At 59.5% G+C, this 12,839-nt stretch carries 12 protein-coding genes; 7 read left to right on the top strand and 5 right to left on the bottom strand.

Features of this window, described 5'->3' with window-relative positions:
- Positions 1-167: 167 nt before the first annotated feature.
- The 4 genes from HXW87_RS20035 to HXW87_RS20020 form a co-directional block, all read right to left on the bottom strand.
- Complete coding sequence (locus tag HXW87_RS20035; RefSeq protein ID WP_007962456.1) at positions 168-1,043, bottom strand: ABC transporter permease subunit; 876 nt, start codon at positions 1,041-1,043, stop codon at positions 168-170.
- Positions 1,040-1,954, bottom strand: coding sequence for an ABC transporter permease subunit (locus HXW87_RS20030; RefSeq protein WP_041073460.1), 915 nt, complete (start codon positions 1,952-1,954; stop codon positions 1,040-1,042). The genes HXW87_RS20035 and HXW87_RS20030 overlap by 4 nt, the downstream gene beginning before the upstream one ends.
- Positions 1,951-3,093 carry a polyamine ABC transporter ATP-binding protein gene (potA, locus tag HXW87_RS20025; protein WP_041073459.1) on the bottom strand — a complete coding sequence of 381 codons (1,143 nt, stop codon included), beginning with the start codon at positions 3,091-3,093 and terminating at the stop codon, positions 1,951-1,953. The genes HXW87_RS20030 and potA overlap by 4 nt, the downstream gene beginning before the upstream one ends.
- 350 nt (positions 3,094-3,443) lie before the next feature.
- Positions 3,444-4,205 carry a gamma-glutamyl-gamma-aminobutyrate hydrolase family protein gene (locus HXW87_RS20020; protein WP_182401686.1) on the bottom strand — a complete coding sequence of 254 codons (762 nt, stop codon included), beginning with the start codon at positions 4,203-4,205 and terminating at the stop codon, positions 3,444-3,446.
- A 282-nt stretch (positions 4,206-4,487) separates the two neighbouring features.
- Between HXW87_RS20020 and HXW87_RS20015 the strand changes: the two genes are divergently transcribed.
- From HXW87_RS20015 to HXW87_RS20000, 4 genes are all read left to right on the top strand, one after another.
- Positions 4,488-5,864: a glutamine synthetase family protein gene (locus HXW87_RS20015; RefSeq protein ID WP_047293499.1), complete on the top strand. Its 1,377-nt coding sequence runs from the start codon at positions 4,488-4,490 to the stop codon at positions 5,862-5,864.
- 164 nt (positions 5,865-6,028) lie between these two features.
- Positions 6,029-7,519, top strand: coding sequence for an aldehyde dehydrogenase (locus HXW87_RS20010; protein WP_239777578.1), 1,491 nt, complete (start codon positions 6,029-6,031; stop codon positions 7,517-7,519).
- A gap of 51 nt (positions 7,520-7,570) precedes the next feature.
- The gene (locus tag HXW87_RS20005; RefSeq protein WP_095668897.1) at positions 7,571-8,854 is read left to right on the top strand and encodes an FAD-binding oxidoreductase; all 1,284 of its coding nucleotides are present in this window, start codon (positions 7,571-7,573) and stop codon (positions 8,852-8,854) included.
- A 490-nt stretch (positions 8,855-9,344) separates the two neighbouring features.
- Positions 9,345-9,893, top strand: coding sequence for a cupin domain-containing protein (locus HXW87_RS20000; RefSeq protein ID WP_011333561.1), 549 nt, complete (start codon positions 9,345-9,347; stop codon positions 9,891-9,893).
- A gap of 136 nt (positions 9,894-10,029) precedes the next feature.
- Here the strand turns inward: HXW87_RS20000 and HXW87_RS19995 are convergent, their stop codons facing one another.
- Positions 10,030-10,392, bottom strand: coding sequence for a hypothetical protein (locus HXW87_RS19995; protein WP_239777577.1), 363 nt, complete (start codon positions 10,390-10,392; stop codon positions 10,030-10,032).
- Between the two features lie 358 nt (positions 10,393-10,750).
- Here HXW87_RS19995 and HXW87_RS19990 point away from each other — a divergent pair, with 358 nt between their 5' ends.
- The 3 genes from HXW87_RS19990 to HXW87_RS19980 all read left to right on the top strand — a co-directional run bounded on the left by HXW87_RS19990 (position 10,751) and on the right by HXW87_RS19980 (position 12,728).
- Entirely contained in the window at positions 10,751-11,131 is a 381-nt protein-coding gene (locus HXW87_RS19990; protein WP_239777576.1) for a hypothetical protein, read from the top strand.
- A gap of 14 nt (positions 11,132-11,145) precedes the next feature.
- Entirely contained in the window at positions 11,146-11,568 is a 423-nt protein-coding gene (locus HXW87_RS19985; RefSeq protein WP_182401513.1) for an HD domain-containing protein, read from the top strand.
- A 140-nt stretch (positions 11,569-11,708) separates the two neighbouring features.
- Positions 11,709-12,728 (top strand): AbrB family transcriptional regulator, encoded by a 1,020-nt coding sequence (locus HXW87_RS19980; RefSeq protein ID WP_239777575.1) that lies wholly within the window; start codon positions 11,709-11,711, stop codon positions 12,726-12,728.
- Positions 12,729-12,839 lie beyond the last annotated feature (111 nt).

Genomic DNA, 12,839 nt, shown 5'->3' with positions numbered 1-12,839 from the left:
GTGGCGAGGGAGCTTGCTGTGGTGAGGGGATTTATCCCCGATGGGTCGCGAAGCGGCCCCAAGCCAGGCACTTGCGGTTTAACAGGGACACCGCATGCAATGGTTTGGCGACTGCTTCGCAGCCGATCGGGGATGAATCCCCTCACCACAGTGTTCATCGGTGTTGCTTAGGCAGTCGCGGCGCGTTGCGGCTGCTGCCACGCCTCATTCGCCGTTTGATCCATCGCTTCCTGAATCGCCTTCTTGCGGCTGGCTTCTGCCTTGCGGCCGAAGTACCAGACCAGGAAAGTCACCAGCGACACCGCCAGCAGAATCAGGCTGGCCACGGCGTTGATCTCGGGCTTCACGCCCAGACGCACCGCCGAGAACACTTCCATCGGCAGGGTGGTCGAACCCGGGCCGGAAACGAAGCTCGCCAGCACCAGGTCGTCCAGCGACAGGGCGAACGACATCATGCCGCCCGCCGCCAGCGATGGCGCGATCATCGGAATGGTGATCAGGAAAAACACCTTGAACGGCTTGGCCCCCAGATCCATCGCGGCTTCTTCAATCGACAGATCCAGCTCCCGCAGGCGGGCGGAGACTACCACCGCCACATAGGCTGCACAAAACGTGGTGTGGGCGATCCAGATGGTGACGATGCCACGCTCCTGTGGCCAGCCGATCAACTGCGCCATCGCCACGAACAGCAGCAACAGCGACAGACCAGTGATCACTTCCGGCATGACCAGCGGCGCCGTCACCAGACCGCCGAACAGCGTACGACCCTTGAAGCGCGTCACCCGCGTCAGGACGAAGGCGGCGAGGGTGCCCAACGCCACTGCGGCAATCGCGGTGTAGCAGGCGATTTCCAGCGAACGCACCACCGAACCCATCAGTTGCGTATTGTCCAGCAGGCCGACGTACCACTTCACCGACCAGCCGCCCCACACCGTCACCAGTTTCGAGGCGTTGAACGAGTAGATCACCAGAATCAGCATCGGCAGATAGATGAACATCAGGCCGAAGATCAACATGAACTTGGAAAAACCGAAGCGTTTCATCCCCGTGCCTCCATCTCTTTGGCCTGGCTGCGGTTGAACAGCAGAATCGGCACAATCAGGATCAACAGCATCACCACTGCCAGCGCAGACGCCACCGGCCAGTCGCGGTTATTGAAGAACTCTTGCCACAGCACGCGACCGATCATCAGCGTCTCCGGGCCACCCAGCAGTTCCGGAATCACGAACTCGCCGACCACCGGAATGAACACCAGCATGCAACCGGCGATGATGCCGTTCTTGGCCAGCGGCACGGTGATTTTCCAGAAATTGTTGAAGTTGCTCGAACCCAGGTCCGACGCGGCTTCCAACAGGCTGCCATCGTGCTTGACCAGGTTGGCGTACAGCGGCAGCACCATGAATGGCAGATACGCGTAGACCACGCCGATATACACCGCGGTGTTGGTGTTGAGGATCTCGATCGGGTGATCGGTCAGCCCCGTCCACATCAGAAACGCGTTGAGCAGACCGTTGTTGCTGAGGATGCCCATCCACGCGTAAACGCGGATCAGGATCGCGGTCCAGGTCGGCATCATGATTAACAGCAGCAGGACGTTTTGCGCTTCCTTGCTCGCTTTGGTGATCGCATAGGCCATCGGGAAACCGATCACCAGGCACATCATCGTGCTCAGCGCCGCGACCTTCAGCGAACCGAGGTAGGCCGACAGGTACAACTCGTCTTCGCCGAGCATGGTGTAGTTGCCGATGTTCAGCATCAGCTGGAATTTCTGTTCGGCGTAGGTGTAGATCTCCGAGTACGGCGGGATCGACAGCGCGGCTTCCGAGAAGCTGATCTTCATCACCAGGAAAAACGGCAACATGAAGAACAGGAACAGCCAGATGAACGGGATGCCGATGACGAACTTTCGCCCGCTGGGCACCAGGCGCAGGCATTGCTGATTGAAGGTTCTCATGAGCGCAGCACCACGCCGCTGTCGTCTTCCCACCACACGTAGACCTTGTCGTCCCAGGTCGGACGCGCGCCACGACGTTCGGCGTTGGCCATGAACGACTGGACGATCTTGCCGCCCGGCAGCTCGACGTAGAACACCGAGTGGCCGCCGAGGTAGGCGATGTCATGCACCTTGCCTTCCGACCAGTTGTAGCGGGTCTCTGGCTTGAGGGTGCTGACGAGCATTTTTTCCGGGCGGATCGCGTAGGTGATCGACTTGTCCTGCACCGAGGTACTGACGCCGTGACCGACGTAGATCTTCTGCTGCAAGTCCGGGCTGTGGATGATCGCGTGACCTTCAAGGTCTTCCACCACGGTGCCGTCGAAGGCGTTCACGTTGCCGATGAATTCGCAGACCATGCGGCTGACCGGCGCTTCATAAATGTCGACCGGGCTGCCGATCTGGGCGATCCAGCCCAGGTGCATGATCGCGATGCGCTCGGCCATGGTCATGGCCTCTTCCTGGTCGTGGGTCACCATCACGCAGGTCACGCCGACGCGCTCGATGATTTCCACCAGTTCCAGCTGCATCTGCGAGCGCAGTTTTTTATCCAGTGCGCCCATCGGTTCGTCGAGCAGCAATAGCTTCGGGCGTTTCGCCAAAGAGCGGGCGAGGGCGACGCGCTGGCGTTGACCGCCGGACAACTGATGGGGTTTGCGTTTGGCGTATTGGGTCATGTGCACCAGGCGCAGCATCTCTTCGACGCGGGCGTCGATTTCGCTGGCGGGCAAACGGTCCTGCTTGAGGCCGAAGGCAATGTTCTGTGCCACGGTCATGTGCGGGAACAGCGCGTAGGACTGGAACATCATGTTGATCGGCCGCTCGTAGGGCGGCATGTCAGTGATGTCTACACCGTCGAGCAGAATCCGCCCTTCAGTCGGGCGCTCGAAACCGGCGAGCATGCGCAGCAGGGTCGATTTGCCCGAACCGGAGCCACCGAGCAGGGCGAAGATTTCGCCCTGATGGATCTCCAGGGACACATCGTCCACGGCCGTGGTTTCGTCGAACTTCTTGGTGACACGATCGACTTTCACCAGAACCTTTTTCGGTTGCTGGTGGCCTTCAAGTGCCTTCCGGTAAGTGCTGGAGGCGTTTGCCATGTGAAACTCCCAACAGGTTTCGTTCGCTCGGCCAACGTGGCCGGGCTTAAGTGGATTGCAAGCCAGGGAAAACTGTCCTCGCCACACATGGCCTCTGTAGGAGCTGCCGAAGGCTGCGATCTTTTGATCCTGATTCTGAAAAACAAAATCAAAAGATCGCAGCCTTCGGCAGCTCCTACAGGAGGTCGCATTGGCTGCGGGTTACCCTGACCTGGTCGGCGCCGCCGTCCTGGCTGCCTGGGTCGTACTTGTTGTTATTACGGTGTGTTGTTTTCACGGATGACGGATGCGCACACGCGCAACCGCCGACCCCGTGGGGGCAGTAAACAGTTTTGAAATCCTGGGTGGTGTCAGCGCTGGCTGCGCCGCGTCGCCCGTTGCCGGCAAGCCTCACCGAACGCCTGGAAAATCTTCAGGTAGTTCGGGTTGTCCAGCACCTGCCATTCCGGGTGCCATTGCACGCCGAGGGCGAAAGTCGGACTGTGCTCGACCGAGATCGCCTCGATCAGGCCATCCGGCGCCACCGCTTCGGCACGCAGGCCGGGCGCGAGGCGGTCGATGCCCTGACTGTGAATCGAGTTGACCTGAAATTCGCCCGGCAACTCGAGCGCCTCGAACACACCACCGGCCAGCACGCTCACGGCATGCGCCGGTGCGTATTGCACGGCCACGTCCGGGCTGTCGGCTTCGCGGTGATCGAGCATGCCCGGCAACTCATGCACCTTCTGGTGCAGGCTGCCGCCGAAGGCCACGTTCATTTCCTGGAAGCCACGGCAAATGCCGAGCACCGGAACGCCCGCCGCAATGGCTGCACGCAATAAAGGAAGGGTGGTGGCGTCCCGCGCCGGATCGTGATCCGTGCCGGGGGCGCTGTCCGGGCCTTGATAGTGGAAGGGCTCCACGTTCGAGGGTGAGCCGGTCAGCAGCAGACCGTCGAGTTGACCCAGCAGGTCTTCGATTTCAGTCAGTTTGCCAAGGGAAGGAATGACGACGGGCAACCCCAGCGCCGCAACGCTGACAGCGCGAACGTATTTGTCGCCGCTGATGTGATAGGGGTGCAGGCCAATCTGTTTGACGCACGCTGTAACGCCGATCAATGGCTTGAATGCCATTTTTATTCACCTCGAAGTTTGACACTTGAACGAGCTTTTCCGGAGCTTAGCCTCGTTGATTTTAATTAACAACTGCCATGTAAAAAATTCTAAACGCCGTTCATCCAACCTTCATGATTCCAGGCCTTGCGGCGCCTGCATTGGCACGTGAGTGTTAAAAAAAGCCCGAAAAATAAACGCTGAACGGCTGGGTGTTCGCTATTGACTTCACTTTGCCTTTCGGATTGACTGGCTCGGCGAAACAGCAGTGAACATAATAATTAACAGCTAAATAGGTGCATCATGTCGGTCCCTCTGCGTGCCGTTCAACTCAACGAAGCAAACGCATTCCTTAAGAAACATCCTGAGGTTTTGTACGTCGACCTTCTGATTGCAGACATGAACGGTGTGGTGCGCGGCAAGCGCATCGAGCGCACCAGTCTTCACAAGGTTTACGAGAAAGGCATCAACCTGCCGGCCTCGCTCTTCGCCCTCGACATCAATGGCTCCACCGTGGAAAGCACCGGTCTGGGCCTGGACATCGGTGACGCCGACCGCATTTGCTACCCGATCCCCGGCACCCTGAGCATCGAGCCGTGGCAGAAGCGCCCGACCGCACAACTGTTGATGACCATGCACGAACTGGAAGGCGAGCCGTTCTTCGCCGACCCGCGTGAAGTGTTGGCCAACGTAGTGCGCAAGTTCGACGAACTGGGCCTGACCATCTGCGCCGCGTTCGAACTGGAGTTCTACCTGATCGACCAGGACAACGTGAACGGCCGTCCGCAGTCGCCGCGTTCACCGGTCTCCGGCAAGCGTCCGGTATCGACTCAGGTCTACCTGATCGACGATCTCGACGAGTACGTCGACTGCCTGCAAGACATCCTCGAAGGCGCGAAAGAGCAGGGCATCCCGGCTGACGCGATCGTCAAGGAAAGCGCCCCGGCGCAGTTCGAAGTCAACCTGCATCACGTCTCCGACCCGATCAAGGCCTGCGACTACGCCGTTCTGCTCAAGCGTCTGGTGAAGAACATCGCCTATGACCACGAGATGGACACCACCTTCATGGCCAAGCCGTATCCGGGCCAGGCGGGCAACGGTCTGCACGTACACATTTCGATCCTGGACAAAGAAGGCAACAACATCTTCGCCAGCGAGGATCCCGAGCAGAACGCCGCGCTGCGCCACGCGATCGGCGGTGTGCTGGAGACCCTGCCTGCGCAAATGGCGTTCCTCTGCCCGAACGTCAACTCGTACCGCCGCTTCGGCGCGCAGTTCTACGTGCCGAACTCGCCGAGCTGGGGCATCGACAACCGCACCGTTGCGGTACGTGTACCGACCGGTTCGGCCGACGCCGTGCGCATCGAGCACCGCGTGGCCGGCGCCGACGCCAACCCGTACCTGCTGATGGCTTCGGTACTGGCAGGCATTCACCACGGCCTGACTAATCAGATCGAGCCGGGCGCACCGGTTGAAGGCAACAGCTACGAGCAGAACGAACAGAGCCTGCCGAACAACCTGCGCGATGCATTGCGCGAGCTGGACGACAGCGAAGTCATGGCCCGCTACATCGACCCGATGTACATCGACGTGTTCGTCGCGTGCAAGGAAAGCGAGCTGGCCGAGTTCGAGAACTCGATCTCCGACCTTGAGTACAACTGGTATCTGCATACGGTCTGACGCTCAAGCGCGATCCCGTTAACACCGCAAAACCCTGTGGGAGCGGGCTTGCCCGCGAAGAGGCCATCACCTTCAACATTGAAGGTGACTGACCCACCGTATTCGCGAGCAAGCTCGCTCCCACAGGGATATCGGTCACCCATTCTCCTGTGTGAGTCACCCCCATGACCATGACCCGCAACGACTGGGAACAACGCTTCCAGTCCCTGACCCTCGAATCCCGCGCCTTCATCAACGGCGAATATCGCCCGGCGATCAGCGGTGCCACCTTCGAATGCCTGAGCCCCGTCGACGGCCGTTTCCTCGCCTCCGTGGCCAGCACCGATGAAGCCGACGCCAATCTCGCCGTCGAGGTCGCACGCCAGTCCTTCAATTCCGGCGTGTGGGCCAACAAGGCCCCGGCCGAGCGCAAACGCATCCTGATCCGCTTCGCCGATCTGATCCTGCAACACCAGGAAGAACTGGCGCTGCTGGAAACCCTCGACATGGGCAAACCGATCAGCGACTCGATGAGCATCGACATTCCGGCGACCGCCAACGCGATCCGCTGGAGCGCCGAAGCCATCGACAAGATCTACGACGAAGTCGCCGCCACCCCGCACGATCAACTCGGCCTGGTGACCCGCGAGCCAGCCGGCGTAGTCGCGGCCATCGTGCCGTGGAACTTCCCGCTGATCATGGCCAGCTGGAAATTCGCCCCGGCGCTGGCGGCGGGTAACTCGTTCATCCTCAAGCCTTCGGAAAAGTCGCCGCTGACCGCGATCCGCATCGCCCAACTGGCGCTGGACGCGGGCATTCCGAAAGGTGTGTTCAACGTCCTGCCGGGCTTCGGCCACACTGTCGGCAAGGCGCTGGCGCTGCACATGGACGTCGACGTGCTGGCCTTCACCGGCTCCACGGCGATTGCCAAACAACTGATGATTTATGCCGGCCAGAGCAACATGAAACGCGTCTGGCTCGAAGCCGGTGGCAAGAGCCCGAACGTGGTGTTTGCCGACGCCCCGGACTTGCGCGCAGCCGCCCAGGCTGCGGCCGGTGCCATTGCTTTCAACCAGGGCGAAGTGTGCACCGCCGGTTCGCGTCTGCTGGTCGAACGTTCGATCCGCGAGCAATTCATTCCGCTGCTGGTGGAAGCGCTGCAAGCGTGGAAACCGGGGCATGCGCTTGACCCGGCCACCACCGTCGGCGCCGTGGTCGATCAGCGTCAACTGGATAACGTGCTGCGCTACATCAGCATCGGCCGCGAGCAGGGCGCCGAGCTGATTGCCGGCGGCCAGCGCACCCTCGAAGAAACCGGCGGCACTTACATCGAGCCGACGATTTTCGACGGCGTGACCAACGCCATGACCATCGCCAAGGAAGAAATCTTTGGCCCGGTGCTGTCGCTGATCACCTTCGACACCGTTGAAGAAGCGCTGCAGATCGCCAACGACAGCATCTTCGGCCTCGCCGCCGGCGTGTGGACCAGCAACCTGAGCAAAGCGCACACCTTCGCCCGTGGCCTGCGCGCCGGCAGCGTGTGGGTCAACCAGTACGACGGCGGCGACATGACAGCCCCGTTCGGTGGCTTCAAACAGTCGGGCAACGGTCGCGACAAATCGCTGCACGCGTTTGACAAGTACACCGAGCTGAAAGCGACCTGGATCAAGCTCTGATTTTCTACAGCGGTGGTCGCTCCTGATGAGCGACCCTCGGAGAACAATAAAATGAAGCAACAACACGTCAACAGCTACTACGCCGCCACCCGCAACGAAGTCATCGACTTTCCGACCCTTGAAGAGTCGGTCGAGTGCGACGTCTGCATCATCGGCGCCGGTTACACCGGCCTGTCCTCGGCCCTGTTCCTCACCGAGGCCGGCTACAAAGTGACGGTGCTCGAAGCGGCTAAAGTCGGCTACGGCGCCAGTGGCCGCAATGGCGGGCAACTGGTCAACTCCTACAGTCGCGACGTCGATGTGATCGAAGAGCGCTACGGTGACAAGACCGCAGAAATCCTCGGCAGCATGATCTTCGAAGGCGCCGACATCATCCGTTCGCGGATCAAGGACTACGACATCAAATGCGACTATCGCCCGGGCGGCATTTTCGCAGCGATGAACAAGAAACAACTCAACGGTCTGGCCGAGCAGAAGCGCAGCTGGGAACGTTACGGCAACAAAAACCTGAAGATGCTCGACGCTGCCGACATTCGTCGCGAAGTCGGCTCTGACGCCTACGTTGGCGGCCTGCTGGACATGCAGGGCGGCCACGTGCATCCGCTGAACCTGGCCCTCGGTGAAGCCGCGGCCATCGTGCGTCTGGGCGGCAAGATCTACGAGCAATCGGCCGCCGTGGAAATCAAGTACGGCGAGCCTAACGTCGTGCGCACCGCCAAAGGCCAGGTCCGCGCCAAGTACCTGCTGATCGCCGGCAACGCCTACCTGCCGCAGGGTCTGGACAACCGCGTGACCGCCAAGAGCATGCCGTGCGGCTCGCAGATCTGCGTTACCGAACCGTTGACGGAAAAGCAGGCGCGCAGCCTGATCACCAACAACTACTGCGTCGAAGACTGCAATTACCTGTTGGATTACTACCGTCTCACTGCTGACAACCGTTTGCTGTACGGCGGCGGCGTGGTCTACGGCGCCCGTGAACCGGACGACATCGAAACCCTGATCCGGCCGAAGATCCTCAAGACCTTCCCGCAGCTCAAGGACGTGAAAATCGACTACCGCTGGACCGGCAACTTCCTGCTGACCATGTCACGCATGCCGCAATTCGGCCGCATCGAGAAAAACGCCTACTACATGCAAGGCTACAGCGGTCACGGCGTCACCTGTTCGCACCTGGCCGGCAAACTGATCTCGGAAATGATCCGCGGCGACGCCGAACGCTTCGACGCCTTCGCCTCGCTGCCGCACATGCCGATGCTCGGCGGGCGCACCTTCTCCGCCCCGTTGACCGCCCTCGGCGCCGTGTATTACTCGCTGCGCGACCGCTTCGGCATCTAAGTTACCTCCCCGGCGGCGGTCCCCAAGACCCCGCCGGTTTTTTATCTGATACACCAAGAATCAAAATGTAGGAGTGAGCCTGCTCGCGATGAGACCAGTGCAGCCACCCTCACTCCCGCTGACACACCACAAAACCTGTGGGAGCTGGCTTGCCAGCGATAGCGGTCTGACAACCGCTATCAAGTTAACTGACACAAAAGAGATCCAACTGTGGGAGCGAGCCTGCTCGCGAAGAGGCCATATCAGCCAACCTCCATGTCGTCTGACACACCGCTTTCGCGAGCAGGCTCGCTCCCACAGTGACTGTATTACCAAGGCCAGAAGGACTTTTACCGCACCGTCCATCGAACCTGCTGAGCAACACCGGCAAACGTGATTTAATAGCCGCCTTTCACGGTTCCGGGACACGGGAGCAACGTGATCCGCGCGCCTTGCGCGGCACCCGCCACCCACCCCCATTACCCTTAAGTACTACTCACATAAGGCTGTCATGGATACGGGTTCTCGACTCAAACTAGTGCGCGAAAGCTACAAACTCTCCCAGCGCGAGCTGGCCCGGCGTAGCGGCGTGACCAATGCCACCATCTCCCTGATCGAACAGAATCGCGTCAGTCCTTCCGTCAGCTCACTGAAAAAGCTGCTCGAAGGCATCCCGATGTCCCTGGCCGACTTCTTCACCTTCGACCAGCCCCCGCGCGAACACCAATACGTGTTCCGCGCCAACGAACAACCCGACCTCGGCCGCCACGGCCTGCGCCTGCTGCTGATCGGCGCCTCCGTCCCAAGCCGCCAGATGCGCTTGCTGCGCGAGCAATACGCACCGGGTGCAAGCTCCGGCGAAGAGCCGATTGTTCACGCGGAAGGCGAGGAGTGTGGGTTGGTGACGCGCGGCACGGTCGAGTTGACGGTGGACGGGCAGGTGAGCGTGTTGAGTGCGGGGGACGGGTATTATTTTCCGACGACGCTGCCGCACAAGTTCCGGAATATCGGGGCGGATGAGGCTGAGATTATTAGTGCGAATACGCCAGCGAATTTTTGATGATTTGCGGCACGATATGGAAAGGCAGCGGGTTTGGTTTTATTCAAAGCCATACCCTTATGCCGGTGTATGGCTTTGATTAATTTTTCGGCGTTGCTAAAACATGGTCTCAATTTTTCTCTAAATTCTTAATTACTTATTCGCCGTACTTTAGTTCTGCCAAGGTTGGAGTTTTCGGTGTGTTTGACTCTTTGAAAAACTTGATCGGATTATAAATGTCGTCATTTAGAGTGGCGCTCCATTTTGTGAAGGATGGCGAACCACCGACGTAGTCTGCTTCCCATCTCCAAGCGCCATGTGACGTACGGAATTCGAGTACTGTTTCATCTTGGCCGTCCCAGTAGAAATGGTAGTGGCCTTCCACTTTTTCGCGAGTTTTCTTGTGATCGTCATAAAAATAGCCGCTGCAGGTTCCGTTTGATTCGTTGAACTTTTCAATCTCCAAACGGTATATATTTCCGCTTCCGCCATCATAGTTTCCATTCAGGGGGTATGTCATTTCTCAACCTCCAGTTTCTAAGCGAGCATGATCTTGGAGTACATGTTTCTGGGAGGTGATAATGTATTTTGGTTAAAGGTGCTGTCACCTGTAATACATGACAGGTTTTAATATTTTTAATTAATTATGATTATTTCGATTGGTGCTTATCCCGCTGCCTCCAACGGAGGCAATTGCAACGGTATCAGTAGCCATGACCTGCGCCGTTAGTGCGAAGCCATGAAACGTTGAGGGATCTCCGTTCAGTCAAATTCATCACTTGTCACATCCCGGTTCATCGCCAATGGTTCCCCCCATCGGCACCACGACGTAGACTGCGAAACAAGTTGTAACGCCTCGCCCACGGACGGAACCGCGCATGATTGAAATCGGCAGCCGCAACAACGCCCCCACTCCGCAGCACCCCACTCAAGACATCTACATTTTCAGCATCGACCAGTCCCGACCGGCGACGCCGTTCTGTTTCGAGCAATCGATTGGCGGCGGGCATGCCGAGCAGGGCGGAGCGCGGTGGTTGGCGCTGGATGAGCTGGATGGCTGGCCCGGCGAATGGCGTGAGCATTTGAAGAAGGCTGATTGTGCGTGGGTTGCGCAGGTGATCGATGCGCATCGGGAGGTGGACCAAGCGACATTGGTGTCCAGGCTGCTTGAGCAACATGCCCAGCCAGTGGGGCGTTTGAAAACAATCGGCAACTGGCTTAAACGCAATATCCACGTCGGTGGCCGTTACGGTCTCTAACCCGAGGAATCTCCATGCCCCAGACACTCGAACGCGCTATCGCCATCGCCGCCACCGCCCATGCCGGGCAGGTCGACAAGGGCGGTGCGCCGTACATTCTGCATCCGCTGAAAGTCATGTTGCGCATGAATTCGCTGGAAGAACGCATCGTCGCCGTGCTGCACGACGTGGTCGAGGATTGCGGCGTCAGCCTCGATGACTTGCGCAAGGAAGGTTTCAGCGAAGAGGTGCTGACGGCGATTGAGTCGGTGACCAAAGTGCCGGGCGAATCCTACGAGGATTTCGTCGAGCGCGCGGCGCAGAACCCGATTGGCCGGGTGGTGAAACTGGCGGATCTGGAAGAGAACAGCGACCTGTCGCGCATTGCCTCGCCAGGTTGGGAGGATCTGGAGCGGGTCGAGAAGTATCGGCGGGCGATTGGGCGGTTGCGCACGTAAGAACGAATCCCCCCTGTAGGAGCTGCCGAAGGCTGCGATCTTTTGACTTTGTTTTTTAAAAGCAAGATCAAAAGATCGCAGCCTTCGGCAGCTCCTACAGGGGAGTGGAATACCTCAGGGAAATAGCCAGGAAGGCGAATATGAAATCGATTCTGTGTTTGTTGATCGCGGCCGCCGTTGGCGCTGCGTTGCAGGTCAGCGGTGTCCCTCATGGCCTGTTGCTGGGAGCGATCCTCGTCACCGCATTGGTCACCACGCGCAGCGGTTTTGCCCCCGCAACGCCTTATGGTCTGGGCTACATCCAGGTCACGCTGGGCATCGCCACCGGGCTGATGTTCGAGGCGTGGGACAGTGCAACGGCATCGGCGATGTTGCCAAGCCTCGGCGTTCTGTTGCTATGCCTGACGGTACAGATTGCCCTCGCCGGAGGATGGCTGACCCGCGGCGCAGGCTGGAACCGTACCGATGCGCTGTTGGCGGTATACCCCGGCGCACTGGCAGCGGTGTTTGATTTGCTGGAGTCGGAAAAGGCCTCAAGCAAGGTCATCATCGTGCACCTGATGCGGTTGCTGTTGATCACGGTGCTGGTGAGCTTTTTGATTCCCGGGCAGGGCTCGGTGGCGGTGGTTGAAAGTCCTCCGTTGAGCACAGGCATGGCGTTGACCGTATTCGCACTGATCGGCCTGAGCGTGGTGCTCGGGCGTTTGCTGCTGGCAATCGGCGTGCCGGCGCCGTTCATGCTGACGGCGATTCTGCTGACGGCGGTGTTTGTGAAATCGGGATGGCTGCACGGCTTCCACATGCCGGACTGGAGCCTGAATCTGGCGGCGCTGATTCTCGGCGTGCGGATCGGCTCGCGCTTTCAGGGACTCGGTTTTGCGGAGCTCGGGCGGCATGGTCGCACGGCATTTGTGTCGGTGGGGCTGATGATCGTGGTGGCGGCGGCATTTGCCGAAGTAGCGGCGCGTTGGCTGGGCAGTGATCCGCTGTCGCTGTGGCTGGCGTATATGCCGGGGGCGATCGAGACGATTGCGATTGTCGCGTTTGCCGGTGGGCTGAATGTGGTGTTTATCCTCACGCATCATCTGGCGCGGATGGTGTTGCTGCACTTTGCGCCGGCGTTGTTGGTGCAGGTGCGGCGAGCGCAGAAAGAAGTCTGAAGCACACCCTCCTGTGGCGAGGGAGCTTGCTCCCGCCGGGCTGCGAAGCGGCCCCAAATCCTGATGTCGCGGTGTTTCAGGTGCACCGAAATCGCAGGTTTGCGGCGACTG

The sequence above is a fragment of the Pseudomonas sp. Y5-11 genome (assembly GCF_022368695.1).
GTDB lineage: Bacteria > Pseudomonadota > Gammaproteobacteria > Pseudomonadales > Pseudomonadaceae > Aquipseudomonas > Aquipseudomonas parakoreensis.
This window is presented reverse-complemented; position numbering and strand designations above follow the sequence as displayed.